This is a genomic window from Curtobacterium sp. 260 (genome assembly GCF_030803485.1).
Lineage (GTDB): Bacteria > Actinomycetota > Actinomycetes > Actinomycetales > Microbacteriaceae > Curtobacterium.
In genome coordinates this window covers 165599-186290 of the sequence record NZ_JAURUY010000005.1, presented here as the reverse complement: position 1 = coordinate 186290, position 20692 = coordinate 165599, and the positions used below count along the sequence as shown (strand labels likewise).

Here is a 20692-nt window from a genome sequence, read left to right as displayed (position 1 = left end):
CCTCGGCGGACCTGCGCAGCGGTACAGCGCTGCGAGGAACCGCGCTCGTTGCGTGTCGCGGACGTGACGGGTCAGGCGGTGGCGACCCGCTCCTGGGCTGCGACGAAGGCGCGGACCGCCTCACGCAGGTCGGTGTGCTCCTCGACCAGGACCGCGTGGACGCCGACGTCGCGGGCCGCCTCGACGTTGACCGGCATGTCGTCGGCGAAGAACGCGCGCTCGGCGGGAACGCCGTGGTGCGCGAGCGCCCGCTCGAAGACCTCGGGCTCGGGCTTGCGCGCGCCGAAGTTGCTCGTCGTGTCCAGGTGCTCGCCGAAGAGCGGCGGCAACGAGGGTGCCCACGTCCCGATCCACCGGCCCGCGAGCGGACCGTTGTTCGTGAGCAGGCCGACACGGCCGTGCTCCGACGCGATCCGGACGGCCTCGATGCGCTCGGGCAGCTCGGTCATCGCCGCGCCGCGGATGCGCGCCCAGTCCGCCTCGGGCACCGCACACCCCATCGCCTCGGCGAAGGCGGCGAGGTAGGCGTCGCCGTCGGGGAAGTGCCCGGCCTCGGCACGGGACTCGTGGCCGCAGTCCCACCAGCGTCGGCGGAGCTCCTCGAAGGAGTGCCCGGTGTACTCGCCGAGGGCCGCCATCCGGACCCGCCAGTCGTACCGGACGAGCACGTCGTCCATGTCGAAGAGGAACAGGAGTCGGGGCGCGGGCGTCTCGTTCACGATGCGGTCCATTGTGTCGCACTATCATCGTCGAGTCATGGCCTCCCGATACGACTGCACCGACCCCGACGGGCTCCTGACCGGGATGCGGCTCGCACGTGCCGCCCTCGGCCGGGGAGAACTCGTCGTCGTCCCGACCGACACCGTCTACGGCGTCGCGGCGGACGCCTTCAGCGCGACCGCCGTCCAGCGCCTGCTCGACGCCAAGGGCCGCACCCGCCAGTCGCCGCCCCCGGTGCTGATCCCCGGACCGCCGACGCTCGAGGCGTTGGCGACCGAGATCCCGCAGCAGGTCCGCGACCTCGTCGACGAGTTCTGGCCCGGCGGGCTCACCGTCATCCTGCGCGCGCAACCGTCGCTGGACTGGGACCTGGGGGAGACCCGGGGGACCGTCGCGCTCCGAATGCCGGACTCGCGCATCGCCCTCGAGCTGCTGCAGGAGGTCGGACCGCTCGCGGTCTCCTCCGCGAACTCGACCGGAGACCCTGCCGCGATGGACGTGGACCGGGCAGAGTCGATGCTCGGCGACAGCGTGTCGGTCTACCTCGACGGCGGACCGCTCGCGGTGCACGACGGCTTCGCCGCCTCGACCGGGTCGACCATCGTCGACGCGACCGGCCTCTCGACCGGCGGGAAGCTGACGATCGTTCGACACGGGGTGATCGCCGACGAGGACATCGTCCGGGTCGTCGGAGCCGACCTCGTCACGTGAAGTACTACCTGCTCGCCGGGGCCATCGCGGCCGTGGTGAGCTTCGTCTGCAGCTGGGCCGTGTGGAAGCTCGGCCTGCGCTACGGCTGGTACCCGAAGGTCCGGGAGCGCGACGTGCACCGCACGCCCACACCGCGGCTCGGCGGGATCGCGATGTACCTCGGCGTGATCGTGTCCCTGCTGGCGGCCTGGTTCCTCTTCCCCTCCATCGCGGGGACCGACTACTTCCGGCTCGTGTTCTCGGAACCCGGGCGCGTGATCGCGGTGCTCGCGGGTGCGACGATCATCGTGGTGCTCGGAGTCGCCGACGACATCTGGGACCTCGACTGGATGACGAAGCTCGCCGGGCAGATCATCGCCGCGGGGATCCTGGCCTGGCAGGGCGTGGCGATCGTGTCGCTGCCGATCGGCAACACGCTCGGGGTCGGGTCGTCCTACATGAGCCTGATCTTCACCGTGCTCGCCGTCGTGCTCGTGATGAACGCCGTCAACTTCATCGACGGTCTGGACGGCCTCGTCGCCGGGGTCGCGATCATCGCCGGCGGCGTGTTCTTCCTCTACACGTTCTTCATCAACCGCGTGGTCGTGCAGACGGAGTTCTTCTTCAACCTGCCCTCGTTGCTCACGGCGGTGCTCGTCGGTGCCTGCACGGGGTTCCTCGTCCTCAACTGGCACCCGGCGAAGCTCTTCATGGGCGACGCCGGCGCGCTGCTCGTCGGGTTCCTGATGGCCACGAGCGCCGTGTCCGTGACGGGCAACATCGACCCCGCGGTCATCTCGACACGCCAGGCCCTGCTGCCGGCGTTCATCCCGATCCTGCTGCCCTTCGCGATCCTGATCGTGCCGATCCTCGACTTCGGGCTCGCCGTCACCCGTCGGCTCAGCGCGGGCAAGTCGCCGTTCTCGGCCGACCGGAAGCACCTGCACCACCGCCTGCTGGACATGGGGCACTCCCACTTCCACGCCGTGCTGATCTTCTACGCGTGGACGGCCACCGTCGCCGTCGGGTGCCTGCTGTTCCTCTTCGTCGAGTGGTACTGGGTGGTCACCGTCGTCGCGGTCGGCTTCACCGTGTGCGCGATCGCCACCTTCGCCCCGCTCGGCCGGAAGCGCGCGGAGTTCGCCGCGCAGGCCGCCACCCGCTCGAACACCGTCGTCGACGCCAGCCTCGACCCGCTCGACCGCGCCGCCAACGACCGAACGATCCCTGGAGACCCCTCGTGACCGCACCGAACGCCCTCGACCACGTCCGGCCGGTGTTCCGCCGGATCCTCCTCTGGGCGGCCCTGCTCGCCGTCGGCCTGGCCGTCGTCGGGGGAGTCGTCGGGCTCGTCGTCGCCGGGACGCCCGGACTCGCCGGTGGCCTGCTCGGCGCCGTGCTGAGCGTGGTGTTCCTCGGGCTCACCGCGGTCTCGGTGCTCGTCGCCCTCCGGGTGTCGAAGGGGCAGATGATCTCGGGCGCCTTCTTCGGGATCGTGATGGGGACGTGGATCCTGAAGTTCGTGCTCTTCCTGGTGGTCCTGCTCGCCCTGCGCGACCGCGGCTGGGTGGACTTCCCGGTGCTCGCCGTGGTGATCATCGCGGGCGTCGTCGGGTCGCTCGTGATCGACGTCGTGGCGGTCGCCAAGGCCCGGATCCCGATCGGGGTGCGCCTGCCCGGCGACGCGGTCGATCCTGGGAACGACACCCCACGGCCCTGAGAGCCCGAGAAGCCTCTCGCACCTGATAGGCTTCTCGAAGTCCGCGTCCGGAGCCTCGCTCGGAGCGGACGAGCCTCCACAAAGTCCACCATCGCGTGCCGTGTGTGCGCGCGCCGACACAGGAGACAGCGCTGCTATCCCACGCTCTTCCCCTGTCCCTCACCGCCGCGGCCAACACCGTGGCGGCGGGGAGCAGCAAGGCCGCCGAATTCCATGGTCCGTCGATCAACGAGTTCTTCCCGGACCCGATCTTCTTCGCCGGGACCCCGATCGAGATGGACCGCATCGTCCTCATCCGCTTGTTCGCGGTGGCCGTGCTGCTCGTCTTCGCGTTCGTCGGGACCCGTGCCCTGAAGCTCGTCCCGAACCGCGGACAGGCGTTCATCGAGTACGCGTTCGACGTCGTCCGCCGCAACACCTTCGACAACCTCGGTGAGAAGGACGGCAAGCGCTTCCTGCCGCTCCTGGCCACGGTGTTCTTCGGAGTCCTGTTCATGAACCTGACGGGTCTGATCCCGTTCATGAACATCGCCGGTACGAGCCGCATCGCGATGCCGATGATCCTGGCGATCGTCGCCTACGTCGCGTTCATCTACGCGGGCCTGCGCAAGCACCCGGGCACGTTCCTCCGCAACGCGCTCTTCCCGCCCGGTGTCCCGTGGCCGCTCTACATCATCGTGACGCCGATCGAGCTCGTCTCGACCTTCGTGCTCCGTCCGGTGACGCTGACGCTGCGACTGCTCATGAACATGGTCGTGGGTCACCTCCTCCTGGTGCTCTTCTTCTCGGCCACCTGGTTCTTCTTCTTCGACGCCGAGAGCCTCTTCAAGCTCTTCGGCATCGGGACCCTGGCGTTCGGCATCGCGTTCAGCTTCTTCGAGATCCTCGTCGCGCTGCTGCAGGCGTACGTCTTCATGCTGCTGACCGCTGTGTACATCCAGCTCGCGCTGGCTGACGAGCACTGACCGACCCCTTCTGACCCCCATACGGCACGACATCCGTCGGGCCGCACTCGAAAGGAAAACACGTGGACGCAACGACCGTTCTCGCGGAGATCAACGGCAACATCGCGACGGTTGGCTACGGCCTCGCTGCGATCGGCCCGGCCATCGGCGTCGGCATCGTCGTCGGCAAGACGATCGAGTCCGTCGCTCGCCAGCCCGAGCTCCAGGGCCGTCTGACGACCCTCATGTACATCGGTATCGCCTTCACGGAGGCCCTGGCCTTCATCGGTATCGCGACGTACTTCATCTTCACCAACTAAGGCTTCTCGATGCAGACTGCACTCATCATCGCGGCGGAGGAGACCCACAATCCGCTGATCCCACCGGTGTACGACATCGTGTGGTCCGCGGTGGCCTTCGTCATCATCTTCCTCGTGATGTGGCGCGTCGTGACGCCGCGCATCACGAAGATGCTCGATGAGCGCACCGAGGCCATCGAGGGTGGCATCAAGAAGGCGGAGGCCGCTCAGGAGCAGGCCGCCGCTGCACTCGACGAGTACAACAAGCAGCTCGCCGACGCGCGTGCCGAGGCCTCGCGCATCCGTGAGCAGGCCCGTGCCGACGCGACCGCGATCGGCAACGAGGTCCGCGAGCAGGCGCAGGCAGATGCAGCACGCATCACCGCCAACGCCCAGGCGCAGATCGAGGCCGAGCGGCAGAGCGCGCTCCAGTCGCTGCGGAGCGAGGTGGGCACCCTCGCCCTCGACCTCGCCTCCGGTGTGATCGGGGAATCCCTGCGGGACGACGCGAAGTCGGCTGCGGTCGTCGACCGCTTCATCGCCGACCTCGAGGCGTCCCAGGGCCAGCCGGCCGGGGAGCGCTGAGCATGCGGAGCGCCACGCGGTCCGCACTCTCGTCCACGCGGGCGGTCCTCGCTGACCTCGGCGGGTCGGTCGACCTCGCCACGGGCATCGAGATCCTCTCCACCGGGCGTGCGATCGCCGGTTCGTCCCAGCTGCTCGGACTGCTGGCGGACCCGACCGCGGACGTCGTCGGCAAGAAGGTCCTCATCGACCGCGTCTTCGCCGGCCAGTCCGAGGCGACGCGTGCGGTGCTGACCGCGGTGGCCGGCTCGCGCTGGTCCTCGCCGTCGGACCTGCTCGCGGGTGTCGAGGACGCGGGCATCCGCGCCGTCGCCGGAACCGCATCGTCGGAGACGTCGATCGAGGCCGAGCTGTTCTCCTTCGAGACCGCCGTCCGCTCGGACGCGGCGCTCGAGCTGGCACTGGGCACGAAGCTCGGCAGCCCGTCGGAGAAGGCTGCGCTCGTCCAGCGGCTCGTCGGTTCGAAGGTCTCGGCGCAGACCACCGCGATCCTGGAGCACCTCGTGCAGCAGCCCCGCGGCCGCCGCATCGGTGAGATCGTCCGCGATGCCTCGCGCATCGTGGCCGACCAGGCCGGCAAGCTCGTCGCCACGGTGACCACCGCGGCCCCGCTCTCGGACGGTCAGGCGGCTCGCGTCGCCCGCGGCATCAGCGAGCGGTACGGCAAGGACATCAGCGTCAACCAGGTCGTCGACCCCGCGGTCGTCGGCGGGATGCGCGTGCAGGTCGGTGGCGACGTCATCGACGGCACGGTGTCCACGCGCCTGTCGGAGCTCCGGCTCCAGCTGGCCGGCTGAGCGTACCGTCGAAGCCGACCCCTCCAAGTCCACAACGGGAACTGTCCCTCACCGGGCAGCATCACCCTCTCGGAGCCGCAGGGCCCCGGAAACCAACAAGGAAAATCCCATGGCAGACATCACCATCAGCCCCGATGAGATCCGTGATGCCCTGAAGGACTTCGTCTCGAACTACGAGCCGACGAAGGCCTCCACGGCCGAGGTCGGGCACGTCACCGACGCGGGCGACGGCATCGCGCACGTCGAGGGCCTGCCCGGCGTCATGGCGAACGAGCTCATCCGCTTCGAGGACGGGACCCTCGGTCTCGCGCAGAACCTCGACGAGGACGAGATCGGCGCCATCGTGCTCGGCGAGTTCGGCGGCATCGAGGAGGGCCAGGAGGTCACCCGCACCGGCGAGGTCCTCTCGGCTCCCGTCGGCGACGGCTTCCTCGGTCGCGTGGTCGACCCGCTCGGCAACCCGATCGACGGTCTCGGCGAGATCCAGGCGGAGGGCCGCCGTGCCCTCGAGCTCCAGGCCCCGGGCGTCATGTCCCGCAAGTCGGTCCACGAGCCGCTGCAGACCGGCATCAAGGCCATCGACGCGATGATCCCCGTCGGCCGCGGTCAGCGTCAGCTGATCATCGGCGACCGCCAGACCGGCAAGACGGCCATCGCGATCGACACGATCATCAACCAGAAGGCCAACTGGGAGTCGGGCGACGAGGACAAGCAGGTCCGCTGCATCTACGTCGCCATCGGCCAGAAGGGCTCCACGATCGCCTCCGTCAAGGGTGCGCTCGAGGACGCCGGTGCGATGGAGTACACCACCATCGTCGCCGCCCCGGCCTCCGACCCGGCCGGCTTCAAGTACCTCGCCCCCTACACCGGTTCGGCCATCGGCCAGCACTGGATGTACGGCGGCAAGCACGTCCTGATCATCTTCGACGACCTGTCGAAGCAGGCCGAGGCCTACCGTGCGGTGTCGCTCCTCCTGCGTCGTCCGCCGGGCCGCGAGGCCTACCCGGGTGACGTCTTCTACCTGCACTCCCGCCTGCTGGAGCGTTGCGCGAAGCTGTCCGACGACCTCGGCGCCGGTTCGATGACGGGTCTCCCGATCATCGAGACCAAGGCGAACGACGTCTCGGCCTACATCCCGACCAACGTGATCTCGATCACCGACGGCCAGATCTTCCTGCAGTCGGACCTGTTCAACGCGAACCAGCGTCCGGCCGTCGACGTGGGCATCTCGGTGTCCCGCGTGGGTGGTGACGCCCAGGTCAAGTCGATCAAGAAGGTCTCCGGCACGCTCAAGCTCGAGCTCGCGCAGTACCGCTCGCTCGAGGCGTTCGCGATGTTCGCGTCCGACCTCGACCAGGCGTCGCGTCGCCAGCTGGACCGTGGTGCGCGCCTGACGGAGCTCCTCAAGCAGCCGCAGTACTCGCCGTACCCGGTCGAGGAGCAGGTCGTCTCGATCTGGGCCGGCACGAACGGCAAGCTCGACGAGGTGCCCGTCCCCGACGTGCTCCGCTTCGAGGCCGAGCTGCTCGAGCACCTGCGTCGCAACTCCGACGTCCTGACCACCCTGCGTGAGACGAACCAGCTCAGCGACGAGACCGTCGCCGCGATGGACCGCGAGATCGACGCCTTCACGAAGGGCTTCCAGACGAGCGACGGCAAGACGCTCGGCTCGGAGTCGTTCGACGCGGCCCAGGCCGAGGACGTCGACCAGGAGCAGATCGTCAAGGGTCGTCGCTAGATGGCGGCACAGGTCCGGGTCTACCGCCAGCGCATCAAGTCGGCGAAGACCACGAAGAAGGTCACCCGCGCGATGGAGCTGATCTCGGCGTCGCGGATCCAGAAGGCACAGGCGCGCATGGCCGCGTCCGGTCCGTACTCGCGGGCCGTGACGCGGGCCGTGTCGGCCGTGGCGACGTTCTCGAACGTCGACCACGTGCTGACCACCGAGCCCGAGTCGTCGACCCGCGCAGCCGTGGTGCTGTTCACCTCGGACCGCGGCCTGAACGGCGCGTTCAGCTCGAACGTCCTCAAGCAGGGCGAGGAGCTCGCCTCCCTGCTCCGCAGCGAGGGCAAGGACGTCGTGTTCTACCTCGTCGGTCGCAAGTCGGTCGGGTACTTCGCGTTCCGCGAGCGCCCGTCCGAGCGGCAGTGGATCGGCGGGACGGACCAGCCGGAGTTCTCGACGGCGAAGGAGATCGGCGACGCCGTCGTGTCGAAGTTCCTCCAGGACACGGCGGAGGGCGGCGTGGACGAGATCCACATCGTCTTCAACCGGTTCATCAGCCTCGCGACCCAGGAGCCGCAGGTCGTGCGCCTGCTCCCGCTCGAGGTCGTCGAGGGTGTCGAGGAGCCGTCGAACGGTGAGCCCCTGCCGCTCTACGAGTTCGAGCCCGATGCGGACGCCGTCCTCGACGCGCTGCTCCCGGTCTACATCGAGAGCCGCATCTTCAACGCCATGCTGCAGTCGGCCGCTTCCGAGCACGCCGCCCGGCAGAAGGCCATGAAGTCCGCCAGTGACAACGCCGACTCGCTCATCAGCGAGTTCACCCGTCTCGCGAACAACGCGCGTCAGGCCGAGATCACCCAGCAGATCTCCGAGATCGTCGGCGGCGCCGACGCCCTCTCGTCGAAGAAGAAGTAGTGGTCCGCGAAGCTCGCGGACAGAACCCCTCAGGAAGGCACCAGCCATGACCGACACCGCCACCACCGCGGTCGAGACGTCGTCGGCGCCCGGTGTCGGCCGGATCGCCCGTGTCACGGGTCCCGTCGTCGACATCGAGTTCCCGCACGACGCGATCCCGGAGATGTACAACCTCCTGTACACGACCATCACCATCGGTGACTCGTCGCAGGAGATCGGCCTCGAGGTCGCGCAGCACCTCGGCGACGACCTGATCCGCGCCATCTCGCTGAAGCCGACCGACGGCCTGGTCCGTGGTCAGGAGGTCCGTGACTCGGGCGCCCCGATCTCGGTCCCCGTCGGCGACGTCACCAAGGGCAAGGTCTTCGACGTGCTGGGCAACGTGCTCAACACCGACGAGAAGCTCGAGATCACCGAGCGTTGGCCGATCCACCGCAAGGCGCCGGCCTTCGACCAGCTCGAGTCGAAGACCACCATGTTCGAGACCGGCATCAAGTCGATCGACCTCCTCACGCCGTACGTGCAGGGTGGCAAGATCGGCCTCTTCGGTGGTGCGGGCGTCGGCAAGACGGTCCTCATCCAGGAGATGATCCAGCGCGTCGCGCAGGACCACGGTGGTGTGTCGGTGTTCGCCGGTGTCGGCGAGCGCACCCGTGAGGGCAACGACCTCATCGGCGAGATGGAAGAAGCGGGTGTCTTCGACAAGACCGCCCTCGTGTTCGGCCAGATGGACGAGCCGCCGGGAACGCGTCTGCGCGTGGCCCTGTCGGCGCTGACGATGGCGGAGTACTTCCGCGACGTCCAGAAGCAGGACGTGCTCCTCTTCATCGACAACATCTTCCGCTTCACGCAGGCCGGGTCCGAGGTCTCGACGCTGCTCGGTCGCATGCCGTCCGCGGTGGGCTACCAGCCGAACCTCGCCGACGAGATGGGTGTGCTCCAGGAGCGCATCACCTCGACGCGTGGACACTCGATCACCTCGCTGCAGGCGATCTACGTGCCGGCCGACGACTACACCGACCCGGCTCCGGCGACGACGTTCGCGCACCTCGACGCCACGACCGAGCTCTCGCGTGAGATCGCGTCGCAGGGTCTGTACCCGGCCATCGACCCGCTGACCTCCACGTCGCGGATCATGGACCCCCGGTACCTGGGTGCCGACCACTACGAGACGGCGACGCGCGTCAAGCAGATCCTGCAGAAGAACAAGGAGCTGCAGGAGATCATCGCGATCCTCGGTGTCGACGAGCTCTCCGAAGAGGACAAGATCACGGTGGAGCGCGCTCGTCGCATCCAGCAGTTCCTCTCGCAGAACACGTACATGGCCAAGAAGTTCACGGGTGTCGAGGGTTCGACGGTCCCGCTCAAGGACACGATCGAGTCCTTCCGCGCGATCGCCGACGGCGAGTTCGACCACGTGGCGACGCAGGCCTTCTTCAACGTCGGTGGCATCAACGACGTCGAAGAGAAGTGGGCGCAGATCCAGAAGGAGAACCGCTGACATGGCGGCACTCACCGTGAGCGTCGTCTCGGCGGACCGTGAGGTCTGGACAGGCGACGCCACCATGGTCGTGGCACGCACGACGGAGGGCCAGATCGGCATCCTCGCGGGGCACGAGCCGCTGCTCGCCACCCTCGCGCAGGGCCAGGTCCGCATCACCCGGGCCGACGGCTCGACGGTGACGGCGGACGCCGAGGACGGCTTCCTCTCGGTCGAGCACGACACGGTCACGATCGTGGCGCGGCAGGCCGCGCTGGCGTCCTGACCGGACTGACCGTCCTCCTCCCGCCGTCCGAGACGAAGCGGGAGGGCGGGGACACGGCACGCACCCTCGACCTGGGTGCGCTGTCCTTCCCGGAACTGGCCGACGAGCGGGCCGCGGTGATCACCGCGGCCCGCTCCGTCAGTTCCGAGGAGTCCACGGCACGGACGGCCCTCAAGCTCGGACCGAAGTCGGTGGCCGAGCGCCTCCGCAACCTCGAGCTCGACACCGCGCCGACTCTGCCGGCGGTCGAGCGCTACACGGGCGTGCTCTACGACCCGCTCGACGCCACGGGTGCGGACGACGACACACGTCGCTGGTGGACGGACCACGTGCTGGTCCAGTCCGCGATGTTCGGACCGATCGGTGCGGGCGACCACATCCCGGCGTACCGGCTCTCGCACGACTCGAGGCTCGGTGCGCTCCGGCTCGCGAAGCACTGGCCGGGACCGTCCAGCGACGTGCTCGGCGCTCGGACCGGCGGGCTCGTGCTCGACCTGCGCTCCGAGGGCTACCGGTCGCTCGGACCCGTGGACGACGCGGTCGTCCTGCGGGTGGTCAGTGTCGACGGCGGCGGACGACGTCGGGCGCTCAACCACTGGAACAAGACGGCGAAGGGTCGCCTGACCGCGCTGCTCGCACGGACCGGCGCCGACGTCGGCGACCCGGCCTCGCTCCTGCGGTGGGCCGGCGAGCACGGCGTCGTGGTGGAGCGGACCGACGACGGCTGGGACCTGGTCGCGGAGAGCCTCGAGCCCGCGCGGGTCTGACGGCGGAGCAGCGCTCGCTCCTGCACAACCGCCCGGACGGCCGCGGCCGTCCACAGACGGGTCGGGGCGCGCCGGTCTGGAGGCGGTCCTCCCGTCACGATCTCGTGCATGACCTCGACGAGACACGGACTCCCACCCACCCTGGTGCGCTACCCGCGCGAGATCGCCGCCGCGGTCACGCTGCGCGCCGCCTGCGTCGCCCTCGTGGCGCCGCCGACGGCGACCGGTGGAGGCACCGGTGCGGAAGCGCTCGCCCGACCGCAGGCGGTCGCGGTCGCGACGGCGTGCGGCGCCCTCGCGACCCGCTTCGCGCTGGTCGGCTTCCTGGCTGCGCGTGACCGGCCGGACCCCCGGACGGTCGTGCCGTTCGACCCGTTCCACGATCCGACGCCGCCCGCGCTCGGCGGGTCGGGTCCGGAGCCGGACCGCGCGCGACTCCGGCTGGCCGGCGACCGGTGTGCCTCGGCATGGCGGACCTGGCGTGCGGACGGAGCCCCGGGCGGCGACGTCGCGGTGGGGGCGGCCGGTGCGCTGGCGCTGGGCGCCTGGTGTGCGTGGGCGCTCGGGTCGTCCGCCCGTGCGGAGGTCCGTGCCCGGCACGCCCTCGACTCCCGACCGGACGACCCCTTCGGGTGGTTGGTCCTGCGCGCGGTCCGGTCCGGCCACGGACCGGCGTGGGGCACCCCCACGGGGTCGACCGGATCGTCTACGGTGGGATGACCATGGTGCGGGAACCGGTGCGCGAGGACGACGACACGGTCATCCGTGCGCGCCCCGGTGCCCGACCGTCGCCGACCGACGCAGGTCGTGACCCGTCCCGCACGGGGAGCGCCGGCCTCGGTGCCCTCGGCGCCGCCGCTGCGGCCGCTGCGGCCGCTGCGGCCGCCGACGGTCACCTCGACGACGATCCGTACGGCGACCCCTACGGCGACACGGTCGTCCGGCCCGGGCGCGGTGCGCGACCGGGGGCCGGGCCGTCCGACGAGGACACGGTCCTGCGCGCTCGATCCGGTGGTCCACTGCCGGTGGCGCCGCCCGGAGCGGCAGCACCACGTGCCGAGGATCGGCCGCTCGTCCGCCGGACCCCGTCGGTCCGCGTCGGCGGCCGGGTGGTCCGCCTCGACCGGCCCCTGGTGGTGGGGCGTCGGCCCGCCGCGCCGCGCGTCGTCGTCGACGGCGGGCCGGTCCTGGTGACCGTCCCGTCGCCGAGCGGCCAGGTGTCGTCGTCGCACGTGCTCCTGCACGCCGAGGGCGAGGCCGCCGTCGTCGCGGACCTGCGGTCGACGAACGGGACCGTCGTCCGCCCTCCCGGCGCCGCGCCGTTCCGGATGGCGGCGGGTGCGTCGATCGTCGTCCTGACGGGTACGCTCGTCGAGATCGGTGACGGCAACGTCATCGAGGTCCTGTCGCCGCACCTCCGGGCCGGACCGGACGACGGCCTCCCACCGTTCCCGCCGGCCCCGTGACGGACCCACCGTCCGGCACGCCCCTCCACTCCCAGAGAGCGACACTGAAACCGTGACCGAACTCGGCCGAGCTGCCACCGAGCACGCCATCGACGTCCCCGGCGCTGCCGGCACACCCCTGACGCTCTCGTGGGGAGCGGCGACCGACGTCGGTCGCCGTCGCGACCACAACGAGGACAGCTACCTCGTCGGCGCACCCTTCTTCGTGGTCGCCGACGGCATGGGCGGACACCTCGCGGGTGACCGGGCGAGCGACGCGGTCGTCCGTCGTCTCGACCAGGTCACCACCGGTGCCTTCACCAGCCGTCAGGACATCCAGCGCGCGCTGCTGCTCGCGACCGCCGACATCGAGCGCGCTGCCGGTGGCAACGCCCTCGGCGCCGGCACGACCGTGACCGGGGTCGCACTCGTCGCGTCCCACGGGCAGCCGGCAGCGCTGGTCTTCAACGTCGGCGACTCCCGCACCTACCGGATCGAGTCCGGCGCGCTCCGTCGGGTGACGATCGACCACTCGGTCGTGCAGGAGATGGTCGACGCCGGGCTGCTCCGGGCCGAGGACGCCGAGCAGCACCCCGACAGCAACGTCATCACGCGGGCAGTCGGCTTCGGCGAGCCCCCGGAGCCCGACTGGTGGACGCTGCCGCTCCGCGCGGGGGACCGTTACATCGTCTGCTCCGACGGCCTCACCAAGGAGCTCGGCGACGTCGGCATCGCCCGGATCGCGGCCCGGGTGCCCGCGGCACAGGCACTGGCGGAACGTCTGGTCGGGGACGCGGTGGTCGCCGGCGGTCGTGACAACGTCACCGTGGTGGTCGTGCAGGTCGACGCCGCACCGGAGGACTCCGACGTCGAGGACACCCTGCCGCGCCACTGAACGTCGCACCCGTACGACCACCCCCGAAGTGGGGGATGGCCGTCCTCCACAGGGACGCCCGCGGCCGCCGGCTGTCGGATCGCCCTTCGTAGAATGGCCTGGCCGCGACGAACGGAAGGGCCGGCCGCGGGCCGGGGAAGGGAACGACGCTGATGGCTCGACGCCTGCCGTCCGACCCGCCGGTGATCGCCGGGTTCACGCCCGTCCACGTCCTGGGCTCCGGGGGCTTCGCCGACGTCTTCCTCTACGAGCAGGACATGCCACGCCGGCAGGTGGCGGTGAAGGTGCTCCTCGACGAGGTCGTGGACGAGCGCGTGCGGCAGATGTTCCAGGCCGAGGCGAACCTCATGGCGCGGCTCAGCACGCACCCCGCGATCCTCACGGTGTTCCAGGCGAGCATCGCGGCCGACGGCCGTCCCTACCTCGTCATGGAGCTGTGCTCGTCGTCGCTCAGCCAGCGCTACCGACGCGAGCCGCTCCCTGTGTCCGAGGTCCTGGCCGTCGGTGTCCGCGTCGGCTCCGCGCTCGAGACGGCCCACCGCGAGGGCGTGCTGCACCGAGACGTGAAGCCCTCGAACATCCTGCGCACCGCGTACGGCAGCCCCGTCCTCTCCGACTTCGGCATCGCCGCGACCATCGGCAGCGCCGACCCCGACGAGCCGGTGGGCATGTCCATCCCGTGGTCCGCGCCCGAGGTGCTGGGGGACGAGTCCCGCGGCACCGTCCAGTCCGAGGTCTACTCGCTCGCAGCGACCGTGTACTCGCTGCTCGCGGGGCGCTCTCCGTTCGAGGTCCCGGGCGGCAGGAACTCGGCGGCAGACCTGATGGACCGGATCGACAAGGGCGGCGTGGGGTCGACCGGCCGGACCGACGTGCCCCCGTCGCTCGAACGTCTGCTCGCGACGGCGATGGCCCGTCGTGCGGCTGCTCGTCCCGCCACCGTGATGGAGTTCGTCCGCGGGCTCCAACAGGTCGAGGCGGAGCTCGGGATCCCGCAGACCCCGGCCGACGTGGCGGTCGAGTCGTGGGCGGTGGCCACCCCGTCGTCGGAGGGCGACCGGACCGTCGTGCGGGAACTGCAGGCACCCTCGCGTGTGGCGGCCCGCCGACGGACACGGCGGGCGGTGCAGGGCGGGACGTCGGTCGGCGTCCAGAGCGTCGGCACTGTGCACCGCACCGGGTCGGCGACGATCGCGCGTCGCCGGAAGCGCTCGACCCTCGTGGTCGCCGGCGCGGCCGGTGTCGTCGTGGTCGCGGCCCTCGCCGTGGTGAGCGTCCTGCTCGTGACGCGCGCCGGCACGGGGTCCGTCCCGACGGTGCGCGACGTGACCGCACGCGGGGGAGGCGACTCGGTGTCCTTCAGCTGGGACGATCCCGGGCTCCGTGCCGGGGACACCTACGTCATCACGTCGGCCGGCGCGACGAGCCAGCAGACCGGCACCACCTTCGTCGTGTCCGGGGATCCCGGTACCGAGCAGTGCATCACGGTCGCGGTGAACCGGGACGGCAGGACGGGGGCCGCGAGTCCCGAACAGTGCGGCACGATCGGGAGCGCCGGGTGATCCGGGCGTTCCTCGCCGAGCACCGTTCCGCGGCGGTGACGGCCTGCGCGTCGATCCTCGTCGGCGCCGTCGTCGCGACCGCCGCGGTGGTGTCCACGGGGTACCACACCCAACGGGTCGACCTGGGGGACGGCACCGTCTGGGTGCCGTCGGCGGAGTACGGTGCCGTCGGGCGCGCGAACACCGGCGTGCTCGAGCTCAACACCGCCGTCGACACCCCGAGCGACGACCTCTCGGTCGTGCAGCGCGGCTCCGAGGTGTACAGCGTGGACGGCACGAAGGGCACCGTCGCGAAGGTCGACGTCGCCGACGCCACCGTGGGCGATGCCGTGACGCTGCCGGCGGGCTCGCCGCAGGTCTTCTTCGCGGGGGACACCGCGGTGGTCGGGAACGGCGACACGGGCGAGCTCTGGGCGACCCCGGCGGCCGAGCTGTCCGACTTCGATGCGTCCACGAAGGCCGACCTGAGCCTCGGCGCCGACGCCGTCCTCGACGCCTCCGACGAGCGGGTCGCGGTGTACTCGCCGCGCACCGGCCGCGCCTCCCTCGTCGACGTCGGCACCGAGCTGACCGTCGAGCGGCGGTGGGAGGTCCGGTTCGACCGCAGCCACGAGTTCCAGGTGGCGTCGTTCGGGGACCACGTCGCCGTGCTCGACCGCACCTCGGGGCAGCTCTCGGTCGACGGGGACAGCGTCGACCTCGGCGACCGCGTCGGTGGATCGCCCGCGCTGCAGCGGTCCTCGGACTCCTCGTCCACGGTCCTCGTCGCCGGGACGGCCGGGCTGGTGCGCGTCTCCGCCTCCGGTCAGGTGGACCGGACCGCGCTCCGGGTGTCGGGTCGAGCGGCACGACCGACCGTCGTCGGCTCCTGCACCTACGCCGCGTGGGCGGGCGGACAGGCGATGGACTCGTGTCGGGGCACCGGCCTCCAGCGGCTCGCGCAGACCGCCGACGCCGACGACCTGCAGATCGTGCACAACGGCGACACCGTCGTGGCGAACGACCCGCGCAGTGGGCGGTCGTGGGCCATCGGCCGCAGTGGACAGCTCATCGACAACTGGGCGGACCTGGTCGACCAGGACGACGAGCGGCAGCAGGAACGGGTGTCGGACGACGACCCGCAGGTGGACAAGGAGCAGAAGCCGCCCGTGGCGGTGGACGACGACCTCGGCGCACGACCGGGTCGCACGACCAGCCTGCCGGTGCTCCTCAACGACTACGACCCCAACGGCGACCCACTCGTCATCAGCGAGGTCGGCGACGTCCCCGACGGCCAGGGCAGCGTCGCCGTCGTCGGTGACGGCCAGCGGCTCCAGGTCTCGCTCACGGCGGAGGCCAGCGGCACGCTCTCGTTCCCGTACACGATCACCGACGGCAACGGTGGGTCGGCCAGTGCGACCGTCCGGGTGACCGTCCGCCCCGAGTCCGAGAACGAGCCACCGCGGCAGGTCCGCAGCACCTCGGCGGACGTCGTGCAGAACGGGCACGTCGTCACCGACGTGCTGTCGGACTGGGTCGATCCCGACGGCGACCCGGTCTACCTGGAGTCCGCCTCGGCGGACGGCGACCGCGTCTCCACGACACCGGACGGGCTGCTCGACTTCCGCAACGCGAGCGGTCGCACCGGTGACCGCAGCGTCCAGCTCGTCGTGAGCGACGGCCGCGACCCCGGCCGCGGATCGATGACCGTGCGTGTCGCGGCCCAGGGGAGCGTGCCGCTGCGCGCCGACGCGTTCGCCGTGCAGGGCTACGCGGGCAAGGCGTTCACGGTGACGCCGCTCGAGCACGTCCGCGGGGGCAACGGCGCCGTCACGCTCACCAGCGTCTCCTCGTCGAGCGGCCTGACGGTCACCCCGTCCTACGACGCGGGCACGTTCCGCGTGCAGGGGGCCGGAGCGGGGGACCACCAGCTCGAGTACACCGTCACCGACGGCACGAAGACCGCGAGCGGCGTCGTGCGCGTCTCCGTGCTCGCTCCGCCCGACGCCTCGACGCCACCGATCACCACGCCGAAGACGGTGTTCGTGACCACCCTCTCGACGAAGGACACCAACGTCACCGCGACGGACACCGACCCGGCCGGCGGTGTGCTCATGGTCACGGCGCTCGACGGCCCCGGCCGCGGCAGCGGGGTCGAGGCGAGCATCCTCGACCAGCACGTCGTACGGGTCACCCTGACCGCGCCGCTCGACGCACCGGTGACCTTCGCGTACACGGAGTCGAACGGTCTGGCCAGCGCCACCGGGACGATCACCGTCGTCGAGATCCCGCGACCGGACCGCATCCAGCCGCCGGTCGCGCAGTCCGACTCCGCCACGGTGCGGGTCGGCGACGTCGCCGAGATCGACGTGCTGGCGAACGACACCCAGCCGGAGGGCGAGCCGCTGACGCTCGACCCGCAGCTCGTGCAGAACGTGCCCGGTGACGGCGGGCTGCTCTTCGTGTCCGGCGACCGGCTCCGGTACCTCGCCCCGGACACACCCGGCAACCACACCGCGGTCTACCGCGTCCACGGTCCGGACGGGCAGTACGCGGACGCGTCCGTCTCGGTCTCGGTGCGCGAGCGTGACGCCGCGACGAACAACCCGCCGGTGCCGAAGACCGTGACGGCGCGCGCGGTCGCGGGGCAGGCGGTGCGCATCACCGTGCCGTTGAACGGCACCGATCCGGACGGCGACTCGGTGCAGCTCGTGGGGGTCGGCGACAACCCCGAGAAGGGCTCGGTCAGCGACGTCACCGCCGATGCGCTGACCTACGACGCCGGGGACTACTCCGCCGGGACCGACGAGTTCACCTACACGGTGGTCGACGCGCTGGGTGCCCGCGCGACCGGCACGGTCCGGGTCGGCATCAGCCCCCGTGCTGAGCAGGCATCGAACCCCGTCGCCCAGGCCGACCACGTCACCATCCGCCCCGGTGGGTCCGTGACCGTGCGCGTGCTGCAGAACGACTCCGACCCGGAGGGCGGGCAGCTGTCCGTCACCGCGGCCGAGCCGACCGCCCCGGGGGTCACCGCCGAGGTGCTCCACCGCAGCCAGGTCCGGGTCACGCCACCGCGTTCGGCGACCGAGGGCGACTTCGCGGTGCTCTACACCGTCACGAACGAGAGCGGCGGTTCCAGCACCGCGTTCCTGACGGTGACGGTCGACCGCGACGCCCCGCCGCTCCGTCCCGAGGTCGAGGACACCACGCTCGACCTGCAGGACATCCTGCGTCGCGAGAGCGTCACCGTCGACGTCCTGCAGAACGTCTTCTTCGCCGAGGGGTCGACCTCCCGCCTCGAGGTCGGGGTGGTCGACGGGTACGGCGACACCGCCCGGGTCACGAGCGACCGTCGGATCGAGATCCGGTTGACGGACGCGTCACAGGTCGTGCCGTTCTCCGTCACCCGGAGCGACCACCCCGACGTCGTCGCCTACGGGTTCGTCCACGTGCCCGGGTTCGACGACGCCCTGCCGCAGGTGGACCGCAGCGTGGGCGCGGTGACCGTGAAGAGCGAGGCCACCGTGCGCATCCCGCTCGACCGCTACGTGGTCACGGCCAACGGACGGACCGCGCAGATCACCGATCGCGGGACCGTCAAGGCGACGCACGCGAACGGGCAGGACCTCGTCGTCGACCGGTCCACGCTGCAGTTCACGTCCTCGAAGCTGTACTACGGCAACGCGTCGATCTCGTTCGAGGTCACCGACGGGTCGAGCGCGAACGGCGGCAAGGGCCGCGTCGCGACGCTCGTGCTCCCGATCAAGGTGACACCCCGGTCGAACCAGCCGCCGGCGTTCACCGGGTCGTCGATCGACCTGCAGCCCGGTGACTCCCGCACCCTCGACCTGACGAAGCTGACGGACTACCCGTACCCGGACGACCTCCGGGAGCTCCGGTACTCGGTGGTCAGCCGCCCGGGCGCCGGCACCACCGCGACCGTGCAGGGCCAGCAGCTCCGGATCTCGGTGGCTGAGGACGCCCGGAAGGACACGACGGCCTCGATCGGCATCGGGGTGTCGGACGACGCGAACGCCGGTCGTGCCGGGATCGTGCAGGTCGGCATCGTCGGTTCGACCAGGCCGCTCGTGCAGCCCGGGGCGGACCGGGCGGTCGTCGAGCGCGGCACGACCGCGACCATCGACGTCCTGTCGAACGACCAGGCGACGAACCCGTTCCCCGACCAGCGGCTGCGGGTCGTCGCCATCCGCGGACTCTCGGGCGGTCTCCCGGCCGGCGTGAGCGTGACGCCCAGCGCCGACCGGTCCCGGCTCCAGGTCACCGTCGGCGACCGTGCCCGACCCGTCGACGCGCACCTGCAGTACCAGGTCGCCGACGCGACGGACGACCCGTCCCGGTACGTCTGGGGCGACGTGACCATCGCCGTCCAGGACGCTCCCGACGCGCCGGGCGCGCCCACCCGGACCGGCACGTTCCAGGGTGGCCAGCTGACGCTGACGTGGGCCACCCCGCAGGCGAACAACGCACCGATCACCGGCTACCGGGTCCAGGGGACGAACGGCGTCGCGAAGGACTGCGGCACCGCGACGGTCTGCACCCTGACGGGCATCGACCCGTCCGCGTCGTACCGCTTCTCCGTCGTCGCTCGGAACGCCGTCGGCGACTCGGAACCCTCGCCGCAGTCCGCGCCGATGAGCGCCGACTTCGTCCCGGCAGCGCCGAAGGGCGTGCGCGTCACGCCGAGCAGCGCGACGCCGGACCAGCTCGACGTCGCGTGGGACCCTGTCGCGACGCCGAACGGCGGATCGTCCGTCTCGAACTACGTCGTGTCCGTCCAGGGTCCGGGACTGTCGGCGACGAAGAACGTCGGGACCGCGACGAGCACGTCCTTCCCGGGCGCGCAGAGCGGCGCCGAGTACACGGTGCGGGTCTCCGCCCGGAACGCCGCCGACCGCGACGGCAGCCCGGTGCAGTGGAACGACGCGTCGGCCACCGGCTCGGCCGTCGGTGCCCCCGGCACGCCGGAGCTGTCGGCCACCGGACAGCCGGACGGATCGACGACCGCGGTCGCCCTCAGCGCGTCCGAGGTCGACTGGGCCGGCGGGACCCCCGGTTGGCGCATCGCGAAGTACGCGGCGTCCACCCCGATCCCGTCCGGGTGCTCGACCGCCGGCGCCGAGAAGGTCTGGAACGGCTCGTCCGCGAACGACCGCATCACGACTCAGTACCGCTACGTCGCCCTCGCCGACAACGGGCTCTTCTGCACGGCGTCCCAGCCGGCCAGCGTGCAGGGCTACCAGACGCCCGACGCCCCGACGGGCACGGTCGAACCGGCGGGTGGGCCCGGCGCCGACGGGACGGTCGGTCTCCGCGCCACCGCGCAGGCGTCCACGCCCTACCTCTACTACTCGGTGGGCGGCGGTCCCCGCGTGCGCTTCAGCGGCTCGGCGTCGCTCGGGGCGGGGGCAGGCTACGGGCTCGAGACGAGCGTGGTGTTCACCGCGTGCGCGACCGACGGACAGTACTGCGCGTCGAGCGCCCCGGCGACCGCCACCGCGTTCACCACGCGTGCGACCGTCGTCAGCGCAGTCGTCGGGCAGGCGCCGGTCATCAACCCGCCGGACAACAACGGGCGCATCGCACCGGACAGCTACCGGATCTCGTACTGCCGACCCGGGCTGCTCGGGAGCGAGAGCTGCTCCGACACGAACCCGGAGTCCGGCAAGGCGTGGACCACGGGCGATGCCGTCCCCGCGGGCTCCAGCGCGATCGTGGTGCAGGCGACCGTGAACGGGCAGCAGGACCCGACCGGTGTTCGCGGCGCCGTCACCACCCCGGACGCCGGCACGTCCGACCCGCCGTCCGGCACCGACCCGAGTACCTCCTCCGCAGGCTAGGGTCACGACCCGGCAGCGATC

The 20692-nt window shown here is 71.2% G+C and carries 18 protein-coding genes; 17 read left to right on the top strand and 1 reads right to left on the bottom strand.

Features of this window, described 5'->3' with window-relative positions:
• Positions 1-71: 71 nt before the first annotated feature.
• Positions 72-731 (bottom strand): HAD family hydrolase, encoded by a 660-nt coding sequence (locus J2X59_RS08630; RefSeq protein WP_326496368.1) that lies wholly within the window; start codon positions 729-731, stop codon positions 72-74.
• Between the two features lie 25 nt (positions 732-756).
• Here J2X59_RS08630 and J2X59_RS08625 point away from each other — a divergent pair, with 25 nt between their 5' ends.
• The 17 genes from J2X59_RS08625 to J2X59_RS08545 all read left to right on the top strand — a co-directional run bounded on the left by J2X59_RS08625 (position 757) and on the right by J2X59_RS08545 (position 20671).
• Positions 757-1431 (top strand): L-threonylcarbamoyladenylate synthase, encoded by a 675-nt coding sequence (locus J2X59_RS08625; RefSeq protein WP_066654631.1) that lies wholly within the window; start codon positions 757-759, stop codon positions 1429-1431.
• Positions 1428-2654 carry an MraY family glycosyltransferase gene (locus J2X59_RS08620; protein ID WP_326496367.1) on the top strand — a complete coding sequence of 409 codons (1227 nt, stop codon included), beginning with the start codon at positions 1428-1430 and terminating at the stop codon, positions 2652-2654. Before J2X59_RS08625 ends, J2X59_RS08620 begins: the two co-directional genes overlap by 4 nt.
• Positions 2651-3130 (top strand): hypothetical protein, encoded by a 480-nt coding sequence (locus tag J2X59_RS08615; protein ID WP_326496366.1) that lies wholly within the window; start codon positions 2651-2653, stop codon positions 3128-3130. Before J2X59_RS08620 ends, J2X59_RS08615 begins: the two co-directional genes overlap by 4 nt.
• Positions 3131-3309: 179 nt before the next feature.
• Positions 3310-4095 carry a F0F1 ATP synthase subunit A gene (gene atpB / locus J2X59_RS08610; protein WP_144411309.1) on the top strand — a complete coding sequence of 262 codons (786 nt, stop codon included), beginning with the start codon at positions 3310-3312 and terminating at the stop codon, positions 4093-4095.
• 62 nt (positions 4096-4157) lie between these two features.
• Positions 4158-4394, top strand: coding sequence for an ATP synthase F0 subunit C (gene atpE, locus J2X59_RS08605; protein ID WP_027465781.1), 237 nt, complete (start codon positions 4158-4160; stop codon positions 4392-4394).
• 9 nt (positions 4395-4403) lie between these two features.
• The gene (locus tag J2X59_RS08600) at positions 4404-4958 is read left to right on the top strand and encodes a F0F1 ATP synthase subunit B (protein WP_066654628.1); all 555 of its coding nucleotides are present in this window, start codon (positions 4404-4406) and stop codon (positions 4956-4958) included.
• Positions 4959-4960: 2 nt separating this feature from the next.
• On the top strand, positions 4961-5755 hold the full coding sequence (locus J2X59_RS08595) for a F0F1 ATP synthase subunit delta (protein WP_066654626.1): 795 nt from the start codon (positions 4961-4963) through the stop codon (positions 5753-5755).
• A 109-nt stretch (positions 5756-5864) separates the two neighbouring features.
• Complete coding sequence (gene atpA, locus J2X59_RS08590) at positions 5865-7493, top strand: F0F1 ATP synthase subunit alpha (protein WP_066654625.1); 1629 nt, start codon at positions 5865-5867, stop codon at positions 7491-7493.
• The gene (locus J2X59_RS08585; RefSeq protein ID WP_069710758.1) at positions 7494-8396 is read left to right on the top strand and encodes a F0F1 ATP synthase subunit gamma; all 903 of its coding nucleotides are present in this window, start codon (positions 7494-7496) and stop codon (positions 8394-8396) included.
• 46 nt (positions 8397-8442) lie between these two features.
• Positions 8443-9897 (top strand): F0F1 ATP synthase subunit beta, encoded by a 1455-nt coding sequence (gene atpD, locus J2X59_RS08580; protein ID WP_066654617.1) that lies wholly within the window; start codon positions 8443-8445, stop codon positions 9895-9897.
• A 1-nt stretch (position 9898) separates the two neighbouring features.
• Positions 9899-10162 (top strand): F0F1 ATP synthase subunit epsilon, encoded by a 264-nt coding sequence (locus J2X59_RS08575; RefSeq protein WP_058729238.1) that lies wholly within the window; start codon positions 9899-9901, stop codon positions 10160-10162.
• Positions 10159-10929: a YaaA family protein gene (locus J2X59_RS08570; protein ID WP_326496423.1), complete on the top strand. Its 771-nt coding sequence runs from the start codon at positions 10159-10161 to the stop codon at positions 10927-10929. Before J2X59_RS08575 ends, J2X59_RS08570 begins: the two co-directional genes overlap by 4 nt.
• Positions 10930-11037: 108 nt before the next feature.
• Positions 11038-11649: a hypothetical protein gene (locus tag J2X59_RS08565; RefSeq protein ID WP_326496365.1), complete on the top strand. Its 612-nt coding sequence runs from the start codon at positions 11038-11040 to the stop codon at positions 11647-11649.
• Entirely contained in the window at positions 11646-12395 is a 750-nt protein-coding gene (locus tag J2X59_RS08560) for an FHA domain-containing protein (RefSeq protein ID WP_326496364.1), read from the top strand. Before J2X59_RS08565 ends, J2X59_RS08560 begins: the two co-directional genes overlap by 4 nt.
• Before the next feature lie 52 nt (positions 12396-12447).
• Positions 12448-13269 carry a PP2C family protein-serine/threonine phosphatase gene (locus J2X59_RS08555; RefSeq protein ID WP_209682393.1) on the top strand — a complete coding sequence of 274 codons (822 nt, stop codon included), beginning with the start codon at positions 12448-12450 and terminating at the stop codon, positions 13267-13269.
• 152 nt (positions 13270-13421) lie between these two features.
• Positions 13422-14831 (top strand): serine/threonine-protein kinase, encoded by a 1410-nt coding sequence (locus J2X59_RS08550; RefSeq protein ID WP_326496363.1) that lies wholly within the window; start codon positions 13422-13424, stop codon positions 14829-14831.
• Positions 14828-20671 (top strand): Ig-like domain-containing protein, encoded by a 5844-nt coding sequence (locus tag J2X59_RS08545; protein WP_326496362.1) that lies wholly within the window; start codon positions 14828-14830, stop codon positions 20669-20671. Before J2X59_RS08550 ends, J2X59_RS08545 begins: the two co-directional genes overlap by 4 nt.
• Positions 20672-20692: the final 21 nt, after the last annotated feature.

Excerpts from the sequence above, each read along its gene's own strand:
- J2X59_RS08575 (WP_058729238.1), top strand. The coding sequence starts at position 9,899 with ATGGCGGCACTCACCGTGAGCGTCGTCTCGGCGGACCGTGAGGTCTGG.
- J2X59_RS08630 (WP_326496368.1), bottom strand. The coding sequence starts at position 731 with ATGGACCGCATCGTGAACGAGACGCCCGCGCCCCGACTCCTGTTCCTC.
- atpA (WP_066654625.1), top strand. The coding sequence starts at position 5,865 with ATGGCAGACATCACCATCAGCCCCGATGAGATCCGTGATGCCCTGAAG.
- J2X59_RS08595 (WP_066654626.1), top strand. The coding sequence starts at position 4,961 with ATGCGGAGCGCCACGCGGTCCGCACTCTCGTCCACGCGGGCGGTCCTC.
- J2X59_RS08625 (WP_066654631.1), top strand. The coding sequence starts at position 757 with ATGGCCTCCCGATACGACTGCACCGACCCCGACGGGCTCCTGACCGGG.
- J2X59_RS08550 (WP_326496363.1), top strand. The coding sequence starts at position 13,422 with ATGGCTCGACGCCTGCCGTCCGACCCGCCGGTGATCGCCGGGTTCACG.
- J2X59_RS08585 (WP_069710758.1), top strand. The coding sequence starts at position 7,494 with ATGGCGGCACAGGTCCGGGTCTACCGCCAGCGCATCAAGTCGGCGAAG.
- J2X59_RS08565 (WP_326496365.1), top strand. The coding sequence starts at position 11,038 with ATGACCTCGACGAGACACGGACTCCCACCCACCCTGGTGCGCTACCCG.
- J2X59_RS08560 (WP_326496364.1), top strand. The coding sequence starts at position 11,646 with ATGACCATGGTGCGGGAACCGGTGCGCGAGGACGACGACACGGTCATC.
- atpD (WP_066654617.1), top strand. The coding sequence starts at position 8,443 with ATGACCGACACCGCCACCACCGCGGTCGAGACGTCGTCGGCGCCCGGT.
- J2X59_RS08600 (WP_066654628.1), top strand. The coding sequence starts at position 4,404 with ATGCAGACTGCACTCATCATCGCGGCGGAGGAGACCCACAATCCGCTG.